We start from the raw sequence: 26594 nt of genomic DNA on the forward strand, positions 1-26594 counted from the left end.
GGCGGAGGTCCGGGGCGGCGGCGCCGTGACGCGGGGATCGGCGGCGTGCGCGTCGCCCGGGGGCACCTGTCCCTCCCGCTCCTGCGGATCGCGACCTGCGGGCGCTCCGCCGGTCCGGACGGTCTCGGGCTGGTCGCGCTGCGGCTCGGTCACTGGTCCTCCTGGGAAGCGTCAGCGGGTGCAGCGCCAGGCTACGTCGTCGTGGCGAGCCGGCGAAGGGCCGCGCGCACGACCTCGCCGTCCCTCGTCGGCCACATCGGTGGCAGCGAGGCCCGCAGGTAGCCGCCGTACCTGGCGGTGACGAGCCGCGGGTCGAGGACGGCGACGACACCACGGTCGGAGGTGGCGCGGACGAGCCGGCCGACACCCTGGGCCAGCAGCAGCGCGGCATGGGTGGCGGAGACCGCCATGAACCCGCTCGTACCACGAGCCTGGGCGACCTCGCTGCGCGCCTGCGCGATCGGGTCGTCGGGCCGCGGGAAGGGGATCCGGTCGATGACGACGAGGCGGTTGGCCCGGCCCGGCACGTCCACGCCCTGCCAGAGCGACAGGGTGCCGAACAGGCAGGCGTCGTCGTCGGCGGCGAAGGCCTCGACGAGGGCGGGCAGGGAGTCCTCGCCCTGGCAGAGCACGCGCAGGTCCGTGCGGTCGCGGACGACCTCGGCGGCCTCCTCGGCCCCCCGCCTCGAGGAGAACAGGCCGAGCGCACCCCCGCCGGAGGCCGTGACGAGGTCGACGAGCTCGGCGCGGGTCGCCTCGGCGGTCCCGTCCCGGCCGGGGGGCGGCAGGTGCGTCGGCGTGTAGAGGATGGCCTGCCGGCCGTAGTCGAACGGTGAGCCGACGTCGACGCCGTCCCACTGCGCGCCGCGCGAGAGGCCGAGCTGGGTCGCGATCGGGGCGAGCTCGCCGCCGAGCGTGAGCGTCGCCGACGTCGCGACGACGCCCCGGTCGTCCCACAGGTGCGTGGCCGCGCGCTCCGCGACCTCGACCGGGGCGAGCTGGAGGCGCGGCGGGTCGAGCTCGTCGCGGCCCCGGTCGCACCACATGACGTCGGCGCGCGCGGCGACGCCGCCCGAGACGAACCGCTCGCACACCTCGGCGAGGACGACGGCGGCCGACCGCGCCGCCACGCGCCCGCCGGCCCCGTCGGGCGAGCCCGCCTCCCCGGCCAGCGACCGGGCGGCCTCGGTGGCGGCGGACCCGACGAGGGCCACGACGCCGCCGAGCAGCTCGCCCGGGCCGTCGGGCATGCGGCCGGCGGGCAGGACCTCGAGGGCGCCGCGCAGGTCGCCGGCGGCCCGCGTGAGGTCCTCGGCGGCGCCGTTCTCGGCGCGCACGACCCGCGCCACGCGCTCGACGACGCCGACGCTCAGCTCGACGGTGCCCTGGCTGCGCAGACGGCCGGCGAGCTCGTGCGCCTCGTCCACGACGAGGACGTCGTGCTCGGGCAGCACGCCCGGCGAGCCTGTGGCGGCGATGCCGAGCATGGCGTGGTTGGTGACGACCACGTCGGCGGCGGCCGCCTTCTCGCGGGCGAGGACGGCGAAGCACTCGTTCCACTGCGGGCACGACCGGCCGAGGCACTCGAGCCGGGTGACCGAGACATGCCGCCACGCGCGGTCGGAGACGCCCGGCAGGAGCTCGTCGCGGTCCCCGCTCTCGCTGCTCGCCGCGAACTCCCGGGCGCGCACGACCTGCTCACCGAGCGGGCCGCGCGCACCCTGCCCGGCGGGTGCGGTCGTCGCGGGCGCGGCGAGCAGGGTCGGCTCCTCCTCCTCGGGGTAGCCGCCGTCGACCTTGTGCCGGCACACGTAGTTGTGCCAGCCCTTGAGCAGGGCGATCTCGGGGCGGGTGCCCGTGCGCTCCTTGACGGCGTCGGCCACGGCGGGGGCGTCCTTGGTGAGCACCTGGCGCTGGAGCGCGAGCGTCGCGGTCGAGACGACGGCGCGCTCGCCGGCGGCGACGGCGTGGGTCATCACGGGCGCGAGGTACCCGAACGACTTGCCCGTCCCGGTCCCGGCCTGGACGAGCAGCCGCTCGCCGCCCGCGACGGCCCGGGCCACGCGCCGGGTCATCTCGCGCTGACCGTGGCGCCGGCTGCCGCCGGAGCCGGTGACGACGGCGTCGAGCACGTCGAGCGCGCGCGCCTCGTCCTCGGCGCCCTCGGCGGGTCCGTGCGCGTCGGCGCCATCGGTCGCCTCCTGCGCGCTCACGCCCCGGTGGCCGCGCGGAGGTCGGCGGCGAGCGCCGGGTCGACCAGCGCGCGCAGCTCGGTGCCCTCGGCGGTCCACCGCTCGTCGAGCACCTCGCCGTCGGAGTGGGCGCGGGCGACGAGGTCCCCGCGGGCGAACGGCACGGTGAGCTCGATCGTCTCGCCGATCGGGGCGACCTCGGCGAGCTCCCGCCCGATCGCGTGCGCCAGCTCCTCGATGCCCTGGCCGGTGTAGGCGGAGACGGCGTGCGCACCGGGGAACCGCGTGTGCAGGGCCATGAGCTCGGCCTCGCCCGCGAGGTCGGACTTGTTGAGGACGATGATCTCGCGGACGTCGGAGGCGCCCTCGATCTCGGCGAGCACCGCGTGGACGGCCTCGACCTGACCGACGGGGTCCGGGTGCGCGGCGTCGACCACGTGCAGGAGCAGGTCGGCCTCGGCGATCTCCTCGAGCGTGGAGCGGAACGCCTCGACGAGCTGGGTCGGCAGCCGCCGGACGAACCCGACCGTGTCGGTGAGCGTGTACTCGCGCCCCTCGGGGGTGCTCGCGCGCCGAACGGTCGTGTCGAGCGTGGCGAAGAGCTGGTTCTGGACCAGCGCCCCGGCGCCGGCGATCCGGTTGAGCAGCGAGGACTTGCCGGCGTTGGTGTACCCCGCGATCGCGACGGCGGGCGTGTGGTTGCGCCGTCGGCTCGAGCGCCGCGTGCTGCGCGCCGGCGCCATGTCCCGCAGCTGTCGGCGCAGGCGCGCCATGCGGGTGCGGATGCGACGCCGGTCGAGCTCGATCTGGGTCTCGCCGGGTCCGCGCGAGCCGATGCCCTCACCGCCGGCGACGCGTCCACCGGCCTGCCGGGACATCGACTCGCCCCAGCCGCGCAGGCGCGGCAGCAGGTACTCGAGCTGGGCGAGCTCGACCTGCGCCTTGCCCTCCCGGGACTTCGCGTGCTGGGCGAAGATGTCGAGGATGAGCGCGGTCCGGTCGACGACCTTGACCTTGACGACGTCCTCGAGCGCGCGCCGCTGGGAGGGGGCGAGCTCGGAGTCGACGACGACCGTGTCCGCACCGACCGAGGCGACGACGTCGCGCAGCTCGGCGGCCTTGCCCGAGCCGAGGAAGGTGGCCGGGTCCGGGTGCGGGCGACGCTGGAGCAGCCCGTCGAGGACGACCGAGCCGGCCGTCTCGGCGAGCGCCGCGAGCTCGCGCAGGGAGACCTCGGCCTCGGCCATGGTTCCCGACGTGGCGAGTCCGACGAGCACGACCCGCTCGAGCCGCAGCTGCCGGTACTCGACCTCGGTGACGTCCTCGAGCTCGGTGGACAGCCCGGCGACGCGGGAGAGCGCCTGACGCTCGGTGCGGTCGAGCTGGTCGCCGTCGTGGCTGGTCCCCTCGTCCGCGACGGTCTGCAGCGCGGTGCCGGAGCGGGCGAGGATGCGCGCGACGACGTCCTCGGCCTGGTTCTCCTGCGGCGCGCCGGGGGTGCTCGGGTGGGTCATGTGGTCCTTCGTCTCGGGGACGTCCATGGTCCCACGGTCCGGCGCCGCCCCCAAGGAGTTTCGCCGTGGGCTGTGGACGGCCTGGGTACGGTGGCGCCTGTGGACGCCGCGCACTACTTCTCCCCCGACGACACGGCGCCCGCCGACCTGCGCAGCCGTGACGTCACCCTGCGCGGCCGGCCGCACACCGTGACGACGGGCGGCTCGGTCTTCTCCGCCGGCGGCCTGGACAAGGCCACGGCCGTCCTCCTCGAGGAGGTCCCGGACCCGCCGCCCGCCGGCACGCTGCTCGACCTGGGCTGCGGCTGGGGGCCGATCGCGCTCGCCCTGGCCGACGCCTCGCCGGGCGCGGACGTCCTCGCCGTCGACGTCAACCGACGCGCGCTCGACCTCACCGCCCGCAACGCGGGCTCCGCCGGACACGGGCGGACCCTCGCGCTGTCCCCGGACGACGCGCTGGACCGGCTGGGGCCGGACGGGCGGGTCGACGCGATCTGGTCCAACCCGCCCGTGCGGGTCGGCAAGCAGGCTCTGCACGACCTGCTCGACCTGTGGCTGCCCCGCCTCGCCCCCGGCGCCCTCGCGCACCTCGTGGTGGGCAAGAACCTCGGTGCGGACTCGCTGCACCGGTGGCTCGCCGACGAACGCGGCTGGGCGGTGGAGCGCCTCGGCAGCTCGAAGGGCTTCCGGATCCTCGTCGTCGCCGGCCGGGCGGCCGCCGGCGTCTCCTGATCCCGCCGCCGATCCGGCCACCGGTCGGCGCCGGTCCGGCGGGCGGCGCGCGGGCCGCCCCGTCTCAGCGCAGCGTGAGATCGCCGAGCAGGACCGCCGGTCCGGTCAGCGTGACCTCGCCGTCGGGCGCGATGTCGACGTGCACGGTGCCGCCCGGCACGGACACGCGCCACCGGTCGGGGGCGCCGGCACCCGCCCACGCGCGAACGGCGACCGCCGCCGCGCAGCAGCCGGTCCCGCAGGAGCGGGTCTCCCCCACCCCGCGTTCGAGCACCCGCATGGTCAGGGTGCCGACCCGGCCGTGCGCGCCGACCTCCTCCACACCGGGCACGACGAGCTCGAGGTTCGTTCCCTCGGGTGGCTCGGGCGCGTACTCGACCTCGCCGAGCGCGAGCCGGGCTCCGGCGAGGTCCTCGGTGCTCGGCAGCGCGACCACGGTGTGGGGGTTGGGCATCGTCACCCGCAGCCCGCCGCGGGTCCCGGGCAGGCCGGGCACGACGACGGCGACGTCGGTCCCCTCGGCGAGCGCCCGGTCGCCGCCGGGCAACCCGAAGCGCCCCATCGCGACGGCGTACTCCTCGCCGACGAGCCGGACCTCCCGCACACCGCCGCGGGTCCCGACCCGGACGGTCTGACCGTGCTCGAGCCGGACGTGGCCGCGGTCGCGCAGGTGGGCGACGAACACGCGCACGCCGTTGCCGCACATCTCGGCGACCGAGCCGTCGGCGTTGCGATAGTCCATGAACCAGGTCACGCCCGGCTCCTCGGCGGCGATGCGTGCGGCGGCCGGGTCGCTCGCTGCGAGCGCCTCGGTGCGGACGACCCGGATGACGCCGTCGCCGCCGATCCCGCCGCGCCGGTCGGCGAGCGCGCGGACCTGCTCGGGCGTGAGGTCCGTGGCCGCATCCGGGTCGTCGAGCAGCACGAAGTCGTTCTCAGTCCCGTGGCCGAGCGTGACCGTGGTCCCGCGGAGCCGGTTCAGGGCGGTGCGGCGGTCGTCGGGAGTCATGTCCCCAGCGTAGGTCGACCCGTGACCGGCACGAGGACGGCGCCCGTCAGGGCTGCCCGAGCGCCCGCCAGGCCTGACCCACCACGGTGGCGGCGGCCACGACCAGTTCGGGGTCGGCGGGCACCCAGGTGATGCGGGTGTCGCGGCGGAACCAGGTCTCCTGCCGGCGCGCGAGCCGACGGGTGGAGCGGGCGATCGCGGCCGGCAGGTCGGCGAGCGGGAGCTCGCCCCTCAGGTGGGCGAGCGCCTCGACGTAGCCGACGGCGCGCGCGGCGGTCCGGCCCAGGCCGGCCGCGTCGAGGGCCCGGGTCTCCTCGACGAGCCCGCCCGCGACCATGGCGTTCGCGCGCGTCTCGATGCGGGCATCGAGCTGCTCACGGGGGACGTCGATCGCCACCTGGACGGTCGGCCGGAGGTAGCGCGGGGGGCGGGAGCGGGCGGAGAACGGCTCCCCGGTGAGCTCGATGACCTCCAGCGCGCGCACGGTGCGGCGCACGTTCGCCGGATCCATGTCCGCGGCGGCGTCGGGGTCGGCCTCGGCGAGCTCGGCGAACAGGGCGGCCGCGCCGATCCGCTCGGCCCGTTCCTCGATCGCGGTACGGACGTCGGGGTCGGTGGGGGGCAGCTCGACGTCGTCGAGCAGCGCCCGCAGGTACAGGCCGGACCCACCCACGACGACGGGCCGACGGCCACGGGCGATGATCGCGTCCATGTCGGCCCGCGCGGCGCGCTGGTAGGCGGCGACGGAGGCGACGTCCGACGGTGAGAGCACGTCGATCTGGTGGTGCACGAGCCCGCGTCGCTGATCGGCGGGCAGCTTCGCGGTACCGATGTCCATGCCGCGGTAGAGCTGGGCGGCGTCGGCGGAGACGATCTCGTAGAGCTCGGGGGCGCCGAGCGCGAGCTCGGCGGCGAACTGCTCCGCGAGGTCGAGGGCGAGCTCGGACTTGCCGGTCGCGGTCGGCCCGACGACGGCGACGACGAACCCCTCGGCGACCGGGCGGTCGGCGGACGTCTCCGCGCCGCCGTCCGTGGGGACCCCCGCCGACCCGTCGCGGGACGGTCGGGCCGTGCTCCCCTCGTCGGTCGTGGCCCCGCCCATGCTCAGGCCCGCCTGAGGGTCGGCATGCCGAGGGACACCGGCTGGCCGAGCGCGGTCGCGCCGCCGTGATCGTGCCCGCCGCTCTCGCGCGCCTCCCACGCGTCCCCGGCCCGCGTGCGGCGCACGGCGAACGTGCCGCCCGTCAGCGCCGAGTCCGCCACGAGGTGGTGGGGCGCGCCGTGGGTGACTCTCGCGGTGACCATGTCCCCGGGCCGCGGCCGGTCGACCTCGGCGAGGTTGTCCGGCAGGGCCACGTGGACGAGACGGTTGTCGGCCGCCCGACCGGTGACGCGTCCGGTCGCGGCGTCCTTGGCGCCCTCGCCCTCGGCGACGAGGACCTCGACGGTGCGTCCTTCCTGCTCCTGGCCCAGCTCGGTCGAGATCCGGCGCTGCAGGTCGGTGAGGCGCTGGTAGCGCTCGGTGACGACCTCGGCGGGCACCTGGTCGGGGTAGTCCGCCGCCGGGGTGCCCGGGCGGCGCGAGTACTGGAAGGTGAACGCCGAGGAGAACCGGGAGGCCTCGACGACCTCGAGCGTGGCGGCGAAGTCCTCCTCCGTCTCGCCCGGGAACCCGACGATGAGGTCGGTGGTGATGGCGGCGTCCGGCATCGCTGCACGCACGCGGTCGAGGATGCCGAGGAACTTCGCCGACCGGTAGGAGCGGCGCATGCGACGCAGGACGGCGTCGGAGCCCGACTGCAGCGGCATGTGCAGCGAGGGCATGACCGCCGGGGTGCTCGCCATCGCGTCGATGACGTCGTCCGTGAACGCGGCCGGGTGGGGTGAGGTGAACCGCACCCGCTCGAGCCCCTCGACCGCCCCGGTGGCCCGCAGGAGGTCGGCGAACGCGCCGCGCTCCCCGAAGGAGACCCCGTAGGAGTTGACGTTCTGGCCGAGCAGCGTGACCTCGATCGCCCCGCTCGCGACGACCGCCTCGACCTCGGCGAGGATCTCGCCCGGCCGCCGGTCGCGCTCCTTGCCGCGCAGCGAGGGCACGATGCAGAACGTGCACGTGTTGTTGCACCCGACCGAGATCGACACCCAGGCGGCGTACGCGGACTCCCGGCGCGTCGGCAACGTGGAGGGGAAGACCTTGAGGGACTCCTCGATCTCGACGGCGGCACGGTCGTTGTGGGCGGCCCGCTCGAGGAGGGCGGGGAGCACGTCGAGGTTGTGGGTGCCGAGGACGACGTCGACCCACGGGGCCCTCTCGACGATCTCCTCGCGCATCTGCTGGGCGAGGCACCCGCCCACCGCGATCTGCATGCCGGGCCGGGTCCGCTTGACCTCGGCGAGCTGCCCGAGGTTGCCGAAGAGCTTGTTCGCCGCGTTCTCGCGCACCGAGCACGTGTTGAGCACGACGACGTCGGCCCCCTCGTCACCCGCACGGGTCGCGCGGGCGGCGGCCTCGGGCACGCTGAGCACCGGGCGGTAGCCGGCGTCGTCGAGGAGCCCGGACAGCCGCTCGGAGTCGTGGACGTTCATCTGGCAGCCGAGCGTGCGCACGTGGTAGGTGCGCTCCGGGGCCGGGACGGTGGTGCTCATCCCGTTCATCCTAGGAGCGCCGGCGACGGGCCGGGCCGGGGCGGCGCGGGTAGCGTGCCGATGTGGTCGACATCCCGCCCGGACTGACGGCGACCGTCACCGGCCGGGCCCCCGACCCTGCGCTCGGCACGGACGGCGTCCACGGCGACCGGTGGCTCGCCGGCCTGCCCCGCCTGGTGGCCGGGGCGGGCGCGCGGTGGGGCCTCACCGCGGACGGCCCCGCGATGCACGGTGAGAACGCGCTGGTGGTGCCCGTCGTGGCGCCGTCGGGCAGGGCCGTCCTCAAGGTGACCTGGCCGCACGAGGAGGCCCGGCACGAGCACCTCGCGCTCCGGCTCTGGGGCGGTCAGGCCGCCGTCCGGCTCCTCGCGGCGGACCCCTCCGCCCAGGTCCTGCTCCTCGAACGGCTCGACGACCGCCGGCCGCTCACGGCCGAGCCGGTGCTCGACGCCTGCGAGGTCGTCGGCCGGCTGCTGCGCGCCCTGGACCGGCCCGCACACCCCCGGCTGGCCACGGTCGCCGCCCGCGCCGACCGCTGGCGCGAGACGCTTCTCGCCGGTTCCGCGCTCGTCCCCCACCGGCTCGCGGTGCAGGCGCGCGCCGAGCTGGACGACCTGCTCGCCGACGCTCCCGAGCCCCGCATGGTCCACGAGGACCTGCACGACGCGAACGTGCTCGCCCCGCTCGACGCCGCCCGCGGCGCCTGGCTCGCCATCGACCCCAAGCCGGTCGCCGCCGAGCCGGCGTTCGGCGTCGCCCCGATCGTGTGGAACCGTGCCGAGGAGACGGCGCGCGCCTGGTCGCCGCGCACCCACGTCCGGCTGCGCGCCGACGTCGTCGCCGACGCGGCGGGCCTCGACCCCGACCGGGTGCGGGCGTGGACCCATGTCCGGCTCGTGCTCAACGCGCTCGAGGCCGCGCGGCACGCCCCGGCGTCGGACGACTTCCGCGAGCGCATGATCACCCTCGCCAAGGCGTTCGCCGACTGACCGCACAGGCCCCGGGCTCCGGCCGGTGACCGAGCCCGGCCCGGCGACCGCACTCCGCCCGCTGAGCGGCCGTGGAGTACCTCTCGACGGCTGCACCGTGCCGCGACCACGCGACCACGCGACCACGCTCCACCTGCATCGTTGCAGTCTCGTGACCTTCGTGTCACATGTCGGACCCACCCGTGGCCGTATGGTGCACCGCATGACCGAGACCACACACCGGGACCGCGCCGACGCGGTCCCGGAGTCCGACGTCCCGCTCGTGTCCATGCGGGGCGTCGACAAGTACTTCGGCGACCTGCACGTGCTCAAGGACATCAATCTTGAGGTGGCACGCGGCGAGGTGGTCGTCGTCATCGGCCCGTCGGGGTCCGGCAAGTCCACGCTGTGCCGGACGATCAACCGGCTCGAGCCGATCAACTCCGGCCGCATCCTCGTCGACGGCAACGAGCTGCCGGAGGAGGGCAAGGCGCTCGCGAAGCACCGCGCCGAGGTGGGCATGGTGTTCCAGTCGTTCAACCTCTTCGCCCACCGGTCGATCCTCGACAACGTCACGCTCGGGCCGACCAAGGTCAAGGGGATCCGCACCGCGGACGCGAAGAAACGGGCGATGGAGCTCCTCGAGCGCGTGGGCGTGGCCAACCAGGCCCACAAGCGACCAGCCCAGCTCTCGGGCGGGCAGCAGCAGCGGGTGGCCATCGCGCGGGCACTCGCGATGGACCCCAAGGTCATGCTCTTCGACGAGCCGACGTCCGCCCTCGACCCCGAGATGATCAACGAGGTCCTCGACGTCATGACCGGGCTCGCCAGGTCCGGCATGACGATGATCGTCGTCACCCACGAGATGGGCTTCGCCCGGAAGGCCGCGGACCGGGTCGTCTTCATGGACGACGGTCTCATCGTGGAGGAGGCCACGCCCACCGAGTTCTTCTCCAACCCGCGCTCGGACCGGGCGAAGGACTTCCTCTCCAAGCTCATCACCGACTAGTCACCCACCGAGTTCTCACCCACCGACCACCCCACCGACCACCCCACCGGCCGGCCGCCCGGCCGGCCGGACGCTCGAGACACCTGGAGATCCCATGCGACGCACCAGATACGCGACCGCGGCAGCGCTGCTGGCGGCCGGGACGTTCCTGGCAGCCTGCACCTCCGACGCCCCCGACGAGGGCGGCGACGCAGGCGGCGACAACGGCGCCGACACCGGCGACGACACCGGTGGAGACACCGGCGAGGACGGCGGCGGCGAGACCTCGACGGACGGTGGTGCCGGAGCCGCCGACGGCGAGGGCCTGACCATCGGCATCAAGTTCGACCAGCCCGGCCTCGGGTACCAGGACGGCAGCGAGTTCACCGGGTTCGACGTCGACGTCGCGCACTACGTGGCCGAGCACATGGGGTACTCGCCGGACCAGATCACCTTCGTCGAGGCGATCTCGGCCAACCGGGAGACCATGCTGCAGAACGGTCAGGTCGACATGATCTTCGCGACCTACTCGATCACCGACGAGCGCGACGAGGTCGTGGACTTCGCCGGCCCGTACTTCGTGGCCGGGCAGGACCTCCTCATCCGCTCCGACGACGAGGGGACGATCACCGGCCCGGAGTCCCTCGACGGACTCAACCTCTGCTCGGTCTCCGGCTCGACCTCGGCCCAGCGCGTGCAGGACGAGTACTCGGAGGGCGTCCAGCTCATCGAGCAGCCGGGCTACTCCGAGTGCATCCAGTACCTCATCGGCGGTCAGGTCGACGCGGTGACCACGGACGACATCATCCTCGCCGGCCTCGCCGCCGACGAGGGCAGCGGCGCGCTCGCCGTGGCCGGGAGCCCCTTCTCCGAGGAGCGCTACGGCGTCGGCATCCCGGACGGGGACACCGAGACGTGCGAGCAGATCAACGAGGCGATCCAGGCGATGATCGACGACGGCGCCTGGGAGGAGGCCGTCACCGCCAACACGGAGGGCACCGGCTTCACGCCGGACGAGTCGCTCAACCCCCCGGAGCTGGACTCCTGCAGCTGAGCCGGTCTCCCGGCACGAACGACGGGTGGGGGCGCCCCCGGCGCCCCCACCCGCTCCCCCTTCCCCACGACCGAAAGGCGGTGACCGGTGGGCGACTACCTCGAGATCCTCTCGAGCTACGACCTGCTCGACGCGTACCTCGTCAACCTCCGGCTGGCCTTCTTCTCGGCGCTCATCGCCCTGCTCATCGGCGTGATCCTCGTGCTCATGCGGATCTCACCCGTCCCCACGATGCGGTGGGCCGGGTCCCTCTACGTCACGCTCGTCCGCAACACACCGCTGACGATCATCATCGTCTTCGCCGCGCTCGTGCTGTGGCCGGTGCTCGGCCTGGAGTTCTCCCGGACCTTCGAGGTCAACTTCTTCTGGCTGGCCGTCGTCGCGCTCGGCGTCTACCACGCGTCGTTCGTCTGCGAGGCGTTGCGCTCGGGGGTCAACACGGTGCCGGTGGGGCAGGCCGAGGCCGCCCGCGCGATCGGCCTGTCGTTCCTCCCGGCGGCCCGCCTGGTCATCCTCCCGCAGGCGTTCCGGGGTGCGATCGCGCCGCTCGGCAACACGCTCATCGCCCTCATCAAGAACACGACGGTCGCCGCGGCGGCGTCGGTGTCCGAGGTCTCCCAGCTCATGCGGGCCATGATCGAGAACCAGGCCAACTACGTGCTGGCGATCTTCTTCACGGTCGCGATCGGCTTCGTCGTCATCGTCATCCCGATCGGCCTGCTCACCACGTACCTCTCCCAGCGTCTGGCGGTCGCCCGATGAGCTCGCACCAGGTCCTCTTCGACGCCCCGGGCCCGCGCGGCCGGCGGATCATCCTCGTCGGCAACGTCATCGGCACCCTCGTCGTGCTCGGCATCGGCGCCTGGGCACTGTGGACGATGTACGAGAACGACCAGTTCCGCGCCGAGCTGTGGGCCCCGATGGTCGAGGCCCGCTCCTGGCAGTACTACTTCCTCCCGGGCCTGCAGAACACCCTGGTCGCGGCCGCCTACTCCGTCGTGCTGGCGATGATCTTCGGCACGCTCTTCGGCGTCGGCCGTCTCGCGTCCAACCCCGTCCTGCGCTGGTTCTGCGGTGTGGTCGTCGAGTTCTTCCGCGCCGTGCCGGTGCTCATCATGATGGTCGCCGGCTGGTTCCTCCTCGGCTCCACCGGCTGGGTCTCACCGTCGATGGCCCCGCTCGTCGCGGTCGTCGCGGCGCTGACCCTCTACAACGGGGCCGTGATCGCCGAGCTCGTCCGCTCGGGCGTCCACGGTCTGCCCCGCGGCCAGCGCGAGGCCGGCCTGGCCATCGGGATGACCCGGCGCAAGTCGATCCAGCACATCGAGCTGCCGCAGGCCCTCATCGCCATGCTCCCGGCGCTCGTGAGCCAGTTCGTCGTCATCCTCAAGGACTCGGCGCTCGGCTCGATCATCACCTACAGCGAGCTGCTGCGGAACTCCCGGCTGCTCGGCTCGGGCAGCCCGTTCCCGATCCTCCAGTCCCTGTTCGTGGCGGCGGTGCTGTTCATCATCATCAACTTCATCCTCACGAAGATCGCCGAGCTGGCGGCCCGCCGGGTGGGTTCCCTCACCTCCGGCCGAGGTGCACCCCCGGGTCAGCCGGATGCCGCCGTCGAGGCCGCCGTCGCACGCGTGACCCTCGAGCCGAACCCGGACATCCCCGACCGGCCGCGACAGACGCCCTGACGGCCGTCACCGGCCGGCTGGCGACGTTCCTCGACCCGCGCACCGTCGCGCAGGCCAAACGGCACGAACCGGCGCTGACGATCGACGCCGACTAGCTCGCGGACCCGCCGCCCGACTCTTCCTCGCCCGCCACCGAGCCCGCCAGCGTCAGCGGGACCTCGGAGACGGCGACGTCGTACATGTCGCCGCCGAGCCCGATGACGATGCTGACCTCGACGACGGCCTCCGTCGCGTCGACCGGGAGCTGGAACCAGACCCGCCGCGTGAACGGGCCGTCGGATCCGCCGGTGTTCGTCTCGGGCTCGACCGTCGAGCCATCCGCGAGCCGGAGTCGGATCGTCGACTCGTCGTAGTGCGGGGAGGGGGGCTCCTGGGTCGTCACGTCGACGCCGAGGTAGACGTGGCCCGGGTTCGCCCAGCCGACCTCGGGGACGAACGGGGTGAGCACGCCGCCCGTCAGCTGGCCCGTCTGGGTCATCGCGCCGTACCGGGTGTCGTAGTCGTGGCTCCAGGAGGCACCGTCGCCGACCTCCACCTCGGTCGGCCGCGCGTAGATGTCCTCGACGACGGACGCGGTCCGCGTCCCGTCGATCAAGCTGAGCTCCTGGCGCACGCCGTCGGCGAGACTCTCGAGCACGACGTCCTCGGGCGCCGCGCCCACAGGCACCGACGCCACGAGGGTGATCTGGTCCCCGGGCGTGAGCTCGAGGTCGAGGTCGACCTCGCTCCCCTCGACCCGGACGACGTTCTCCGTGACCTCGTACGACTCGAGCTCGTCGTCGACCGGTTCCCAGCGCGGGTCGTCGACGCGGACGACCGCGACGGCGAAGGTCTCGCCGTCGGCGGCCAGGACCTCGTCGACGTCGCCGAGCTCCGTCTCGCTGCCGGGGTTCTCGGCGAGCACCTCCTCGGCGACGTCCACCGGAAGGGTGTCGACCGTCGCGGTCCGCGGCACGGAGACCTCCTGGTCGAACGCGGTGACGACGGTGCCCGCGTCCTACTCGATCCCGGTGAGGCCGAGGTCGGGCGTCTGCACGAGCACCGCGGTCACACCCGACGGCATCCGGGCGGTCGCGCCGGCATCGCTGTCGCCCGGGCCGGGCGCGGTGGTCGTCGCGGCGTCGCGCTCGGAGGCAGGCTCCGACCGCCCCTCGGGTGCCGCCGGGGGTGCCGGCGGCGGTGGTGCAGCACCGGTCGGATCGTCGTCCCCTCCCCCGCAGGCGGAGAGGGCCATGGCGAGGACCACGGCGCCCGTCGTCGTCGGGAGCAGGCGGGCGCGGCCGCGCATGGGGGCCTTTCGCTGGGGGTGCGGGCAGGGGACGGAGGCCGTCGGCGCCAGACCGTACCCAATCGGACCCCGGCGGGACAATTTCGCCGCCGCGCACCGCCCGTCGGAGAGGATCGACATCTCTGTCAGTGGACCTCGACGTCCCCGTCCGGCCCGCCGAGGTCGTCCTCGCCGAGGTCGTCCTCGCCGAGGTCGTCCTGGGCAGGATCCTCCTCCGCGAGCGCGCTGCGCATGGCGCGTCGCGCGACGTCGCCGGAGAAGCCCTTGCGTCCGAGCGCGGCGATCGTGCGGCGGTGGCGAACCTCGGCGGCCAGGCCGCGGGTGGCGCGCAGGCGGGCCCGGGCGACGGCGGTGGCGGCGGCCACCTCGTCCTCCTCGTCCAGCTGGTCCAGGGCACGAGCGGCCACGGACTCGTCGATGCCCTTGCGGCGCAGCTCGGCGGCGATCGCCCGGCGTCCCTGGTGACGCTCGGAGTGACGCGTGCGCACGAGGCGGTCGGCCAGGTCGGCGTCATCGACGAGCCCGACGGCGCAGAGTCGGTCGAGGAGTGTCTCGGCGACGCCGACCTCGACGCCCTTGGCCGCGAGCTTCTCGGCGAGCTGCGCCCGCGTGCGCGGCGCCCCGGCCAGTGATCGCAGCGCGATGGCCCGCGCGGCCTCGAGCGGGTCCTCCGCGGACGGCTCGGCCGCCGACGCCCCGGCGCCGACCGGCTCAGCCGCCGACGACCCGGCCCCCGAACCGTGCGGCTCGGGGGCCGGGTCGCGCCGCGAACGGCTCACGGACCGTCGTCCCCGGCTCAGAACGAGACCGGGACCTCGGCCCGGTCGGCGGCCGCACCCTTCCGAGCGGCGGGGGCCTTGACTGGTGCCATCGGCTCGTCGGTCCCGATCGGCTCGGCGACCTCGGGCTCCGGCGCCGCCTCGCCGATGCCGAGCTTGACGAGGATCTTCTTCTCGATCTCCTCGGCGAGCTCCGGGTTGTCCTTGAGGAACTGCCGGGAGTTCTCCTTGCCCTGGCCCAGCTGGTCGCCCTCGTAGGTGAACCAGGAGCCGGACTTGCGCACGATTCCCTGCTCCACGCCGAGGTCGATGAGCCCGCCCTCGCGGGAGATGCCCTGGCCGTAGAGGATGTCGAACTCGGCCTGCTTGAACGGCGGCGCCATCTTGTTCTTGACGACCTTGACCCGGGTCCGGTTGCCGACCGCATCGGTGCCGTCCTTGAGGGTCTCGATCCGGCGGACGTCGAGCCGCACCGAGGAGTAGAACTTCAGCGCCTTGCCGCCCGTGGTGGTCTCGGGCGAGCCGAAGAACACGCCGATCTTCTCGCGGAGCTGGTTGATGAAGATCGCCGTGGTGCCCGACGCGGACAGCGCACCGGTGATCTTGCGCAGCGCCTGCGACATGAGGCGGGCCTGCAGGCCGACGTGGCTGTCGCCCATCTCGCCCTCGATCTCGGCCTTGGGCACGAGCGCGGCGACCGAGTCCACCACGACGATGTCGAGCGCGCCGGAGCGGATGAGCATGTCGGTGATCTCGAGCGCCTGCTCACCGGTGTCCGGCTGCGACACGAGCAGGGCGTCGGTGTCGACGCCGAGCTTCTTCGCGTACTCGGGGTCGAGCGCGTGCTCCGCGTCGATGAACCCCGCGATGCCGCCGGCGCGCTGGGCGTTGGCCACGGCGTGCAGGGCGACGGTCGTCTTGCCCGAGGACTCCGGGCCGTAGACCTCGACGATCCGGCCGCGCGGGAGGCCGCCGATGCCGAGCGCGACGTCCAGCGCGACGGAGCCGGTGGGGATGGTCTGGACCTTGGGTCGCGTCTCGTCGCCGAGGCGCATGACGGACCCCTTGCCGAACTGGCGGTCGATCTGGCTGAGCGCGGCCTCGAGTGCCTTGCTGCGGTCTGCTGCGGGAGCGGGCATGAACTCTCACCTCTTGGCTGGGGGACGCTGGGCGCCCCGTCTGGACGGTCACGGGCTGGCCTTGTCAGGGCGGGTCCCTCTCCGGGCCGCTGCCTGGGATGACGCTATGTCCGACCACCGACATCCGTTCCCGCCCACCACTGGCCTGTGGACGAGCGGGAGTCGTCGTCACCTGTGGAGCACACTACGACGAACAGATGTTCGAGCGCCTCCGACACGCCGTGCGCGTCGCCACGGGTCTGCGAGCGGCTACTCGTCGAGCTCGCGGCGGTGGTGCCAGCGCGTCGAGGCGTCCAGGCCGAGCTCGTCGACGACCGCGTCCCACACGTCCCGCGGCCGGTAACCCTGCTCGAGGGCCTCCTCGGCCGTCCGGTAGCCGACGCCGGCCAGCGTGAGGTCCGCGAGGTAGGACGACGCCGTCGCCTCCCCCAGGACCTCGCGCGCGACGGCCGCGAACTCGGATCGTTTCACCGCACCAGGGTGTCACCGCGGCCCCGGCCCGGCAGCGGCGGACGCGCCGGTGAGACCGACGACGCACGCGGGGCCGGCCCGCACGACGAAGGGCCGACCGCGGACCCGGGAGCGGCCCCGGCTCCGGCGTCGCCCCGGCAGCGGCGCCCCGGCAGCGGCGCCCCGGCACCTCGTCGTCGGACCTGCCTGCCACGATGTCCCGGTGACGTTCGGACCGGCGACCACCGCGTGGTTCGAGCGCGCCTTCGCGGCCCCGACCCCCGCGCAGTCGGGCGCGTGGGACGCGATCGCCTCCGGCGAGCACGCGCTGGTGGTCGCGCCCACCGGGTCGGGCAAGACCCTGGCGGCGTTCCTGTGGGCGATCGACGAGATGCTCGCCGAGCCGGTCCCGGACACGGCGCAGCGCACCCGCATCCTCTACGTCTCCCCGCTCAAGGCGCTGGCGTTCGACGTCGAGCGGAACCTCTCCCGGCCGCTGGCCGGCATCCGCGCGGAGGCCGCCCGCACCGGCGCCGAGCTGCCCGACCTGCGCGTGGGCGTGCGCACCGGGGACACCCCGCCGGCCGAGCGCCGTCGCCTCGTCACGCGCCCGCCGGACATCCTCATCACCACGCCCGAGTCGCTGTTCCTCATGCTCACCTCGGCGGCGCGAGAGGCGCTCACGCACGTGCGGACCGTCGTCGTCGACGAGGTCCACGCGATCGCGGGCACCAAGCGCGGCGCGCACCTGTTCCTCAGCCTCGAGCGGCTCGACGCGCTCACGCCGGTCCCGGTCCAGCGCGTCGGCCTCTCGGCCACGGTGCGCCCCGCCGAGGAGGTGGCCCGCGCGCTGGCGGGCGAGCGCTCCCTCGACGACGGCGGACGGCCGGTCCGCGTGGTGGCCCCGCCCTCGCCGCGGCGGCTCGAGCTCGACGTGCAGCTCCCGGTGCCCGACCTCGCGGCGCCGGGACCGCCGCCCGGGAGCGCCCCGGACGCCACGGCGCCCGAGGATGCCGCGGCACCCGACGACACCGCGGCACCCGACGACGCCGCAGGTCCCGGGCGTCGCCCCGAGCCGCCGTCGATCTGGCCGCACGTGGCGGCGCGCGTCGTCGACCTCGTCGAGTCGCACCGATCGACCATCGTGTTCGTCGGCTCCAGGCGGCTCGCCGAGCGGCTGGCGGCGCAGGTCAACGAGGAGCACGACCGCCGACGGGGCGGTGCGGGCGTCGAGGGCGAGGGCGAGGTGTGGCCCGCGACGGTGCCCGGCCAGTCCGGCACCTCGCTGGGCCTGACGCCGGTCCTGGCCCGCGCCCACCACGGGTCGATGAGTCCGTCCGAGCGCCGGATCGCCGAGGAGGCCCTCAAGTCCGGGGAGCTGAGGTGCGTCGTCGCCACCTCGACCCTCGAGCTCGGCATCGACATGGGCGAGGTCGACCTCGTCGTGCAGATCGGCGCCCCACCGACGGTGGCGTCCACCGTCCAGCGGGTCGGCCGCGCGGGACACCAGGTCGGCGGCACCTCCCGCGGCGTGCTCCTGCCGGTCCACCGCGCGGAGCTGCTGCCGACCCTCGTCGCGGCGCGCAGCGCGCTCGCGGGCGAGGTGGAGCAGACGTCCCTCCCGCGCACACCGCTCGACGTCCTCGCCCAGCAGCTCCTGGCGATGGTCGCCGTCGAGGACCTCTCCCCCGCCGAGGCGCTGACGCGGGTACGTCGGGCGGCCAGCTACGCCGACCTCGGCGAGGCCACCTTCGACGCAGTGGTCGACATGCTGTCGGGGCGCTACCCGGCCGAGGAGTTCGCGGAGCTGCGACCCCGGCTCGTGCACGACCGCGCGGCCGGCCTCCTGCGCGCGCGGCCCGGGGCGGCCCGGCTCGCCGTCACCTCCGGCGGCACGATCCCCGACCGCGGCCTGTTCGGCGTCTACCTCTCGGGCGGCGAGGGGACCGGCGCGCGGCGGGTCGGCGAGCTCGACGAGGAGATGGTCTTCGAGTCCCGGGTCGGGGACACGTTCACCCTGGGCAACTCCACCTGGCGGATCGAGACGATCACCGCCGACCGCGTCCTCGTCACCCCCGCCCCGGGCCGGCCGGGCCGCCTGCCGTTCTGGCTCGGCGACACCCTCGGCCGCCCCGCCACGTTCGGTGCCGAGATCGGCAGGACAGTGCGCGAGTGGCCGGCACCGGCCGACGGGACGGGGAACGCGGGCACGTCCGGCGCCGACCGGCCGGGGCCGGCGACGAGCACCGCCGACGCCGAGGGCCTCACCCTGGCACCGGAGACGGCGGCCGGCATCGGCGCCTGGATCGCCGACCAGCGCGAGGCCACCAGCGCCGTGCCCGACGACGAGACGATCGTCGTCGAGCGCTTCCGCGACGAGCTCGGCGACTGGCGGATCGTCGTCCACTGCCTCGCCGGCCGCCGGGTCAACGCGCCGTGGGCGCTGCTGATCGCCGCCGCGCTCCGCGAGCGCACGGGTGCGGACGCCCAGGCGCAGGCGGCCGACGACGGCATCGTGCTGCGGCTCCCGCCCGGCGCTACCGAGGAGCTCGGACCGGGCGACCTCCTCGTGGATCCCGGCGACGTCCGGTCCCGGGTCGTCGACGCACTCACCGGTTCGCCGCTGCTCGCCGCCCGCTTCCGCGAGGCGGCGTCCCGCGCGCTCCTGCTGCCCCGCCGTTTCCCGGGCAGGCGGCAGCCCCTGTGGCAGCAGCGGCACCGGGCCGCGGCCCTGTTCACGGTCGCGTCGCGGTACCCCGAGTTCCCCATGACGCTCGAGGCGGTGCGCGAGGCGCTCCAGGACGACTACGACGTCCCCGCGCTGACCGAGCTCATGGCCGCGATCGCCGCGCGCCGCGTGCGGGTCGTCGAGGTGACGACCCCGCGCCCGTCGCCCTGGGCGCGCTCGCTGCTCATGGGCTACACGGCGCGGTTCCTCTACGGCGAGGACGTGCCGCCCGGGGAGCGCCGCGCGGCGGCCCTCGCGCTCGACACCTCGCTGCTCGCCGAGCTCCTCGGGGGCGACACCGCAGATCTCGTCGACGTCCTCGACCCCCGCGCCGTCGCGGAGGTCGCCGCGGAGGTCGGCCTGCTGACGGAGGCGGCCCGGGCCCGCGACGCCGAGGGGGCGGTCGACCTGGTCCGCCGCCTGGGCCCGCTGCCGCGCAGCGAGCTGGCGGAGAGGCTCGAGGAGCCCGCCGACGTCGAGGCGGTCGCGGAGGCGCTCGTGGGGGCCGAGCGCGTGCTCGAGGTGGCGGTCGGCGGCGAGCCGCACCTGGTGGTGGCCGAGGACGCGGGCCGCATGCGCGGCGCACTGGGCGTCGACCTGCCCGACGGCGTCCCGGACGAGCTCCTCGCCGACGTAGCGGACCCGCTCGGCGACCTGCTGCGCCGCTACGCCCGCACGCACGGTCCGTTCACCCCCGCCGACGTCGCGGCCCGGTACGGGCTGCCGGTCGGGACGCTGCGGGCGCCGCTGGACCGGCTCGTGGCCGAGGAGGTGCTCGTCACCGGTCGCGTGACCGGGCACGCGGAGATGCTCGAGCTCGTCGACGCCGACGTGCTTCGGCGGATCAGGCGCCGCTCGCTGGCTCTGCTGCGCGGCGAGGTCGACGCCGTCGACCCGACGGTGCTCGCCCGCGCGACGCTGCGCTGGCACGGGGTGGCGGCGGAGGGTGCCGGGCCGAATCCACGGGACGCGAACGGTGCCGAGGTCGAGGCCGCGCTCCTGGACACGATCGACCGGCTCGCGGGCCGGCCGCTCCCGCTCGTCGGGCTCGAGACGCACGTGCTGCCCCGCCGCGTGCCGGGCTATCGGCCCGGCACGCTCGACGAGCTGGTCGCGGGCGGGGAGGTCGTCTGGGTCGCCCGGGGGCCCCACACGCACCCCGCGACGCCGGACCAGGTGGTGCTGCTGCCCGCCGACGCCGTCGCGGACCTCGCACCGGCCGGCGACTCCTGGTCGGCGCCGACCGGCGAGCCGGGCCCCGGTCAGCACCTCCCGACGGAGCGGCTGCTGCGGTCGGTGGTGCGGGCGCTGTCCGACGGCGGCTCCCGCACGCTGTCCGACCTGGTCGCGGCGGTGGCGGCGCCGGACGCCGGCGACCCCTGGGACCTCGGCGAGCCCGCGCGGGAGATCGTCCCCCCGGACACGTCTGCGGGCACCGCTCCTCCCGGCGCCGTCGCTCCGGAGACCGCTCCGCCGGACGCCCCTCCGCCGGACGCCGCCGTGGTCGGCGAGGCGCTGTGGTGGCTCGCGACCTCGGGGATCGTCACGTCGGACACGTTCGCCGCCGTCCGGAGCCGGGCCGCCCAGGTGGGCGGGCCCCTCCGCGCCCGGACCGCGTCCCGTCCGCCGCGGCCGATGCGCGGGGGGCTCCGGCGACGCGCGACCGCCGCCGTCCGGCCACGCTCCACGCTCGCCGCCGCTCCGAGCGACCTCGCCGGCAGGTGGTCGCTCGTGCGCCGCTCGGTCGTCGAGCCGGACCCGACGGTCGCCCTCGCCGCGCGGGTGGCGCAGCTGGTGGAGACGCACGGCGTGCTCACGCGCGACTCGTCGGGGGTCGATGAGCTGCCGGGAGGGTTCTCGGCCACCTACGAGGTGCTGCGACGGCTCGAGGACGCCGGGCAGGTGCGGCGCGGGTACGTGGTCGACGGGCTCGGCGGCGCCCAGTTCGCGCTCGAGGCGATGCTCGCCACGCTCCGCGAGGTGGGCCGGGACGGGTCGGGACCGGGCGCCACGACCGACGCGCCCGTCCTTCACGTCCTCGCCGCCTCCGACCCGGCGAACCCGTACGGCGCCGCGCTGCCGTGGCCGACCACCGAGGGGCTGCGTCCCTCCCGGCGCCCGGGGGCGTTCGTCGTGCTCGTCGACGCCGTGCCGGCGCTGTTCGTCGAGCGCGGCGGTCGGTCGCTCCTCACGCTCACGACTGATCCGGGTGCACTCCCGGCCGCGGCGACGGCGCTCGCGGCCCAGGCGCGCGACGGTCGGCTGCCCCGTGCCACGCTCCGGCAGGTCGACGGCGCGCCGCCCGCCGGGACGCACGGGGCCGGTCCGGCCGAGCGCGCGCTGGTCGCGGCCGGCTGGGTGCGGGGCCCCGGAGGCCTCCACCCGCCGTCGTGAGCGGTGCGCGGACCCGGAGGCCTCCACCCACCGTCGCGAGGGGCGGGCGCGACCGCGGGACGTCCCCCGGTACGCCCTCCAGACACGCCGATGCCCCCGCCCGGTCGGGCGGGGGCATCGGCGTCGTACGTGTGGAGCCGGGGCGCCTCCCCTCGGCTCTGCGGCCCAGGGAGTCCGGCTCAGCGACTCACGGCGCGGCGGGCGCCAGCTCGTCGAGGAACTCGTCCGGCACAGTGTCCGGCACGCGCACGGGCTCGTGGGCCGCGAGCCGGCCGGAGACCACGCGCATGAGGTGGCTCAGCGGGGTGTTCAGTGCCTCGGAGATCGAGGCGAGCAGCTCGGAGGAGGCCTCCTTCTGGCCGCGCTCCACCTCGGAGAGGTAGCCGAGCGAGACCTTCGCGTCCGAGGACACCTCGCGCAGGGTGCGGCCCTGGCGCTGACGGACCTCGCGGAGCACGTCGCCGATCACGTTGCGCAGCAGCACGGGGGTCCCCCTCTCGTCGGGCTCGGGCTCGTCGGCCGTCGGGGCCGCGGGCATGGAGATACGGTACCTGGCCCGGGCGTGCGCAGGGGATCCGGGGCGTGTGACATCGTGCCGGTCGGGACGACCGACTGGTCGGGTGAGGTTCGTCGAGGGCATCATCACCGGGCACAACACGGTCGTCGCCTATCTTGTTCCCGTGGTCGGGGCCGGGCTCGTCCTGCCGCGGGACCGGCACGTCCCGGCCCGGCCCGGGTCCACCGTCTACCCGGCTGCTCCGGTCGAGTGGTCGGCACCGACGTCCCCGACGACGTCGACCAGCAGCCCGAGTGCCGCGCCGACCGCCGCCTCCCGCACCACGGCCCGGGTCCCCGCCGCCAGCCACGTCCGCGTCCGCACGCCGCCCGGCCGCGCGCACGCGACGTGGAAGGTGCCGGCCGCGTGGCCGTCGGCGGGTCCGGGGCCGGCCACGCCCGTCGTCGCGAGCGCCACGTCCGCCCCGAGGAGCAGACCCGCGCCGCGTGCCATCTGCACCGCGACCTCGGCCTGGACCGGTCCGCCGTGGTCGAGGAGACCGGCGTCGACGTCGAGGACGGAGGTCTTGACGTCGCTCGCATAGGCGACCACGCCGCCGCGGAGGACCGCCGAGACGCCCGGGACGGCCGCGAGCCTGGCGGCGAGCGCCCCGGCGGTCAGCGACTCGGCGACCGCCAGCGAGAGCCCGGCACGCGCGAGGGCCGTGACGATCGGCGCCAGCGGGTCACGCGCCGGTCGCACCCGGTCCTGCCCCGGTCGCACCCGGTCCCACCTCGCTCGTGCCCGGGCCCGCCCCGGAGCCGCGCGCCTCGCGGATCGCCCGAGCGGCGGCCACGAAGTACTGGATGCCCGACAGGAGCGCGACAGTCATGGCTGCCCACGCGATCACCAGGGCGATCCAGAGGAGCACGTCGGAGACCCGCTCCGACAGGAACGTCGCCCACGGCACGAGCATCACCGAGATGAAGACGAGCTGGAGGACGGTCTTCAGCTTGCCGCCCTGCGAGGCCGGCATCACGACCTCGCGGCGCCGCATGACGTCCCGCAGCACGGTGACCGCGAGCTCACGCACGAGGATGACGATCGTGATGACCCACGGCAGCTCGCCCGCCCAGGACAGGAGAACGAGCGCCGCCCCGACGAGCGTCTTGTCGGCGATCGGGTCGGCGAGCTTCCCGAAGTCGGTGACGAGGTTGCGGGACCGCGCGAGGTAACCGTCGAGCTTGTCCGTGATCGCGGCGACGACGAACACCGCGGCGGCGGCCCACCGCATGGCGTCGCCGTCCAGCAGGAAGAGCACGACGAACACCGGCACGAGCACGATCCGGAGCATCGTGAGGATGTTCGCGATGTTCCACAGGGGCGCCTGCGCGGCACCGGGGACGGACGACGTCATGCGCCAAGGGTAGGACCACGCGGACCGACTCCCACGCCCGGGCGGCTCGGCGTGGCACCCTTCGGTCATGCCACGTCTGTCGCGGACCACCGAGCTGCTGATCGTCGTCGTGCTCGTCGTCGCGCTCGCCGTGGGGCTTCTCGTCCTCGCGATGCGCCTCGCGTCCGGCTCCGAGCCCGAGGAACCCGGCACCGGCGACGACGCGCCCGGGGCCCCTGCCGGGGACGGCGAGGACGCCGGTGGCGAGTCCGGCTCGGATGGCGCGGAGACCCCCTCCGACGACGCCGCGGCCGGCGACGACGTCACGTTCACCCTCGCCGCGGCCGGCGACGTCATCACCTACCCGCTGATGAACGCCGAGGCCGTCCAGCCGGACGGTTCCTACGACTACTGGCCGATGATCGAGCCGGTCGCCCCCTACATCGCCGGCGCCGACCTCGCGCTGTGCAACCTCGAGGTCCCGATCACGCAGGAGGGCGCGGAGCCGGTGGGGTACCCCGTCTTCGCGGCACCGCCGGACATCGTCCCGCTGCTCGCCGAGGCCGGCTACGACGGGTGCTCGACGGCGACCAACCACTCCGTGGACCAGCAGACCGAAGGCGTCATCCGCACCATCGAGGTGATGGAGGAGGCCGGCCTGGGCTATGCGGGCACGGCCCGAACGCCCGAGGAGCAGGCGGTCCCGCAGATGTACGTCCTCGAGCGGGGCGGACGCGACATCACGGTCGCCCACGTCGCGGCGACGTACTCGACGAACGGCATACCCGTCGCCGAGCCGCACCTGGTCGACATGATCGACGACGAGCCGCTCGTGGACCAGGCTGTGGCCGCGCGCGAGGCGGGCGCCGACGTCGTCGTCGCCTCGATGCACTGGGGCGACGAGTACACGTTCGAGCCCAATGCCTACCAGCAGGACGCCGCGCAGCTCCTCGCGGACTCCGGCGAGATCGACCTGGTGCTCGGCTCGCACCCGCACACGCCGCAGCCGATCGAGCAGCTCGAGGGTGGCGTCGACGGCCAGGGCATGTGGGTGGTATGGTCGATGGGCAACTCCCTGGCCAGCCAGCAGCCGGGCAGCTCGACGATCATGGAGACCGCCGTCGGGCTCATGACGCAGGCGACGATCACGGTGCCCGCCGACGGCCCGGCCCGCGTGGACTCGGTGGAGTGGATGGGCACCGTGATGGACTCCTACGGGGACTACGGGCTCGTGCCGCTGCACGAGGCGCTGGCGGACCCGTCGACCACCGCGTGGGACCCCGCCCAGATCGAGTCGTACAGCTCGTGGCTCGACTCGGTCATGGGTGATGACCCGCCCTCGTTCGACACGCCGCTGGAGCCCACCGGGGAACCGCCGCGGGTCGAGCCCCGCAGCTAGGGAGAGACGTTCGCGGAGGTGACGGATCCTCCTGGTCAGCCCTTCGGTGCCGGGAGCCCGACCTTCGCCGCCGCCTCGCGCAGGAGTCCGGGGCCCAGACGCCGGTGGACGGCGGAGACCAGAGTCCACGTGATCCGGCCCCGGCGCCGGTGGTAGCCCATGACGGTGGTGAGGCTGACGCTGTGCTCGCGGACCTGGACCAGGAGACGGCAGCGCAGGAGCGGCGAGTCGGCCTCGAGCAGGACGCGCTCGCCCGTCCGCTCGGCGATCGCGAACCCGGCGACGGTCTCGTCGGTGGCGGTCCGGGCCAGCCGGAGGCGCAGGAGGACCTGGAAGATGAACCGCTCCGCGAGGCTCGGGACGTCGCCGAGCATCGCCCGCGCCCAGGTCTCGGCCGTCGCGGTGTCCGCGCCCGGCATGTCGAGGGTGAACTCGTCCGCGTAGTCGGGGGCGTCGATGCCGGTGCGGGACATCGTGGAGGTCGGCACCTGGTCGACCCCGACGGCGGCGGTCACCCTCGGCAGGTCGCGCCCGCCCCGTGGGCGCCCGGCCCGTGAGCGGGCGGCTCCGGCCACCGGAGGCCGGCCGGCGATCGACTCCAGCAGGTCCGCCCCGCCGGTCCGACCGTCCAGTCGTCGCACCCGCTCCCCCAGGTCGGCGGCAGCCGCGCGGTGCGGTCCGGCTGCGAGCAGCCGCGACACGGCGGCCCGGATGTCCTCCGGAGACGTCGTCCGGGGAAGCGTCGCGCCTACACCGGCGCGCGCGATCGCGTGGCCGACGACGGGCTGGTCCGACATCGGGTCGAGCGGGAGGACCAGCAGCGGCACGCCGTGGGCGAGCGCGGCCATGGTCGTCCCGTGGCCGCCGTGACCGATGACGACCGAGGCCCGCGGCAGGATGTCGGCGTGCGGCAACCAGCGGTGCACCTCGACGTTGCCGGGCACGCGCAGCGCCGAGGGGTCGAGTGCCGGTCCGGTGGTGGCCACGACCCGGACGTCCAGGCCGTCGACGGCGTCGAGCACCCGCTGCCACGTCGGCACCAGGCCGCGGAAGCCGAACGTGCTGAGGCTGACCAGGACGAGCGGCTCCGGCGGTCGTGCGGGCTCGCCCCGCACCACAGGGCCGATGTGCACGACGTCGCCGTGCCCGGCGTCGAGCTCGGGGACCGAGGCGACCATGGTCGTCAGCGACGAGTCGAGGAGGTCCAGCGGCCGCAGGCCCTGCAGCCGCAGCAGGGGCCCACCCGTGCGCAGAGATCTGCGCAGGAAGCCGTCGAACGTGTGGCCGAGCACGGCGTACCCCCGCCCCGCCCTGCGCAGCTCGTCCATCACGCCGAAGAGCACGGCGTCGACCACGACGACGTCGGCAGGCCGGCTCCTCAGGTCGGCCACCACGTCGCGCCCCATCGCCCGGTTCGCGATGAGCCGCAGCAGGGCCGCCGGGGACGCGCCCACGGTGAACCCACCCGCCGTCGGGTAGGGCGAGAACTCCAGGTCCTTCGCGTGGAAGGCGTCGGCCTGGGTGGCCAGGCCGAGGAACCGTACCCGATGGCCACGGGCGCGCAGCTCGTGCGCGATCGCGGTCGCGGGCACCTGGTTGCCGCCACCGTCCCAGGTGGCGAAGAGGTAGTCGGCCCTGTCTGTCCTTCGCGGGTCGACGGGCACGTCGTGCCGGCACGGGGCAAGCATCCACCCGGCGACACCCGGTGGCACGCGATTAACGACGTGCGCGGAT

General features: G+C 74.8%; 22 protein-coding genes. 8 read left to right on the forward strand and 14 right to left on the reverse strand.

Features of this window, described 5'->3' with window-relative positions; all coding sequences use genetic code 11:
* Positions 1-191: 191 nt before the first annotated feature.
* Together AC24HA_RS12605 and hflX are read right to left on the reverse strand one after the other, a co-directional pair.
* Positions 192-2213: an ATP-dependent DNA helicase gene (locus AC24HA_RS12605; protein ID WP_425708717.1), complete on the reverse strand. Its 2022-nt coding sequence runs from the start codon at positions 2211-2213 to the stop codon at positions 192-194.
* A complete protein-coding gene (hflX, locus tag AC24HA_RS12610; RefSeq protein ID WP_425708718.1) occupies positions 2210-3733 on the reverse strand; it encodes a GTPase HflX in 1524 nt (507 codons plus the stop codon). The genes AC24HA_RS12605 and hflX overlap by 4 nt, the downstream gene beginning before the upstream one ends.
* A 72-nt stretch (positions 3734-3805) precedes the next feature.
* Here hflX and AC24HA_RS12615 point away from each other — a divergent pair, with 72 nt between their 5' ends.
* Entirely contained in the window at positions 3806-4438 is a 633-nt protein-coding gene (locus AC24HA_RS12615; protein WP_425708719.1) for a class I SAM-dependent methyltransferase, read from the forward strand.
* A 64-nt stretch (positions 4439-4502) separates the two neighbouring features.
* On the opposite strand, the gene dapF is transcribed toward AC24HA_RS12615, so the two are convergent.
* From dapF to miaB, 3 genes are read right to left on the reverse strand one after another with little or no spacing between them, the layout of a single operon-like run.
* A complete protein-coding gene (dapF, locus tag AC24HA_RS12620; protein WP_425708720.1) occupies positions 4503-5447 on the reverse strand; it encodes a diaminopimelate epimerase in 945 nt (314 codons plus the stop codon).
* Positions 5448-5493: 46 nt separating this feature from the next.
* Positions 5494-6555 carry a tRNA (adenosine(37)-N6)-dimethylallyltransferase MiaA gene (gene miaA, locus AC24HA_RS12625; RefSeq protein WP_487563636.1) on the reverse strand — a complete coding sequence of 354 codons (1062 nt, stop codon included), beginning with the start codon at positions 6553-6555 and terminating at the stop codon, positions 5494-5496.
* Positions 6552-8093, reverse strand: coding sequence for a tRNA (N6-isopentenyl adenosine(37)-C2)-methylthiotransferase MiaB (gene miaB, locus AC24HA_RS12630; protein WP_425708722.1), 1542 nt, complete (start codon positions 8091-8093; stop codon positions 6552-6554). Before miaB ends, miaA begins: the two co-directional genes overlap by 4 nt.
* A 62-nt stretch (positions 8094-8155) precedes the next feature.
* Here miaB and AC24HA_RS12635 point away from each other — a divergent pair, with 62 nt between their 5' ends.
* From AC24HA_RS12635 to AC24HA_RS12655, 5 genes are all read left to right on the forward strand, one after another.
* Positions 8156-9082 (forward strand): aminoglycoside phosphotransferase family protein, encoded by a 927-nt coding sequence (locus tag AC24HA_RS12635; RefSeq protein ID WP_425708723.1) that lies wholly within the window; start codon positions 8156-8158, stop codon positions 9080-9082.
* A gap of 202 nt (positions 9083-9284) precedes the next feature.
* Complete coding sequence (locus tag AC24HA_RS12640; RefSeq protein ID WP_425708724.1) at positions 9285-10070, forward strand: amino acid ABC transporter ATP-binding protein; 786 nt, start codon at positions 9285-9287, stop codon at positions 10068-10070.
* 94 nt (positions 10071-10164) lie between these two features.
* A complete protein-coding gene (locus AC24HA_RS12645) occupies positions 10165-11103 on the forward strand; it encodes a glutamate ABC transporter substrate-binding protein (protein WP_425708725.1) in 939 nt (312 codons plus the stop codon).
* An 87-nt stretch (positions 11104-11190) separates the two neighbouring features.
* On the forward strand, positions 11191-11865 hold the full coding sequence (locus tag AC24HA_RS12650) for an amino acid ABC transporter permease (protein WP_425708726.1): 675 nt from the start codon (positions 11191-11193) through the stop codon (positions 11863-11865).
* Positions 11862-12791: an amino acid ABC transporter permease gene (locus AC24HA_RS12655; protein WP_425708727.1), complete on the forward strand. Its 930-nt coding sequence runs from the start codon at positions 11862-11864 to the stop codon at positions 12789-12791. The genes AC24HA_RS12650 and AC24HA_RS12655 overlap by 4 nt, the downstream gene beginning before the upstream one ends.
* A gap of 91 nt (positions 12792-12882) precedes the next feature.
* On the opposite strand, the gene AC24HA_RS12660 is transcribed toward AC24HA_RS12655, so the two are convergent.
* The 5 genes from AC24HA_RS12660 to AC24HA_RS12680 all read right to left on the reverse strand — a co-directional run bounded on the left by AC24HA_RS12660 (position 12883) and on the right by AC24HA_RS12680 (position 16468).
* Positions 12883-13746: a hypothetical protein gene (locus AC24HA_RS12660; protein WP_425708728.1), complete on the reverse strand. Its 864-nt coding sequence runs from the start codon at positions 13744-13746 to the stop codon at positions 12883-12885.
* Between the two features lie 42 nt (positions 13747-13788).
* A complete protein-coding gene (locus AC24HA_RS12665) occupies positions 13789-14079 on the reverse strand; it encodes a hypothetical protein (protein WP_425708729.1) in 291 nt (96 codons plus the stop codon).
* A gap of 125 nt (positions 14080-14204) precedes the next feature.
* Positions 14205-14858 (reverse strand): regulatory protein RecX, encoded by a 654-nt coding sequence (locus tag AC24HA_RS12670; RefSeq protein WP_425708730.1) that lies wholly within the window; start codon positions 14856-14858, stop codon positions 14205-14207.
* A 17-nt stretch (positions 14859-14875) separates the two neighbouring features.
* Positions 14876-15997 (reverse strand): recombinase RecA, encoded by a 1122-nt coding sequence (gene recA, locus AC24HA_RS12675; protein ID WP_425708731.1) that lies wholly within the window; start codon positions 15995-15997, stop codon positions 14876-14878.
* Positions 15998-16246: 249 nt separating this feature from the next.
* Positions 16247-16468 carry a DUF3046 domain-containing protein gene (locus AC24HA_RS12680; RefSeq protein ID WP_425708732.1) on the reverse strand — a complete coding sequence of 74 codons (222 nt, stop codon included), beginning with the start codon at positions 16466-16468 and terminating at the stop codon, positions 16247-16249.
* Positions 16469-16670: 202 nt separating this feature from the next.
* Here AC24HA_RS12680 and AC24HA_RS12685 point away from each other — a divergent pair, with 202 nt between their 5' ends.
* Complete coding sequence (locus AC24HA_RS12685) at positions 16671-21569, forward strand: DEAD/DEAH box helicase (RefSeq protein WP_425708733.1); 4899 nt, start codon at positions 16671-16673, stop codon at positions 21567-21569.
* Between the two features lie 187 nt (positions 21570-21756).
* Here AC24HA_RS12685 and AC24HA_RS12690 read toward each other — a convergent pair whose 3' ends face one another.
* From AC24HA_RS12690 to pgsA, 3 genes are all read right to left on the reverse strand, one after another.
* Entirely contained in the window at positions 21757-22107 is a 351-nt protein-coding gene (locus AC24HA_RS12690) for a helix-turn-helix domain-containing protein (RefSeq protein WP_425708734.1), read from the reverse strand.
* 207 nt (positions 22108-22314) lie between these two features.
* Positions 22315-22827: a CinA family protein gene (locus AC24HA_RS12695; RefSeq protein ID WP_425708735.1), complete on the reverse strand. Its 513-nt coding sequence runs from the start codon at positions 22825-22827 to the stop codon at positions 22315-22317.
* Positions 22811-23482: a CDP-diacylglycerol--glycerol-3-phosphate 3-phosphatidyltransferase gene (gene pgsA, locus AC24HA_RS12700; RefSeq protein WP_425708736.1), complete on the reverse strand. Its 672-nt coding sequence runs from the start codon at positions 23480-23482 to the stop codon at positions 22811-22813. The genes AC24HA_RS12695 and pgsA overlap by 17 nt, the downstream gene beginning before the upstream one ends.
* Positions 23483-23549: 67 nt before the next feature.
* Between pgsA and AC24HA_RS12705 the strand changes: the two genes are divergently transcribed.
* Complete coding sequence (locus AC24HA_RS12705; RefSeq protein ID WP_425708737.1) at positions 23550-24860, forward strand: CapA family protein; 1311 nt, start codon at positions 23550-23552, stop codon at positions 24858-24860.
* 35 nt (positions 24861-24895) lie between these two features.
* On the opposite strand, the gene AC24HA_RS12710 is transcribed toward AC24HA_RS12705, so the two are convergent.
* Positions 24896-26524 carry a nucleotide disphospho-sugar-binding domain-containing protein gene (locus AC24HA_RS12710; protein WP_425708738.1) on the reverse strand — a complete coding sequence of 543 codons (1629 nt, stop codon included), beginning with the start codon at positions 26522-26524 and terminating at the stop codon, positions 24896-24898.
* Positions 26525-26594 lie beyond the last annotated feature (70 nt).

The organism is Georgenia sp. Z1491, from assembly GCF_057652395.1.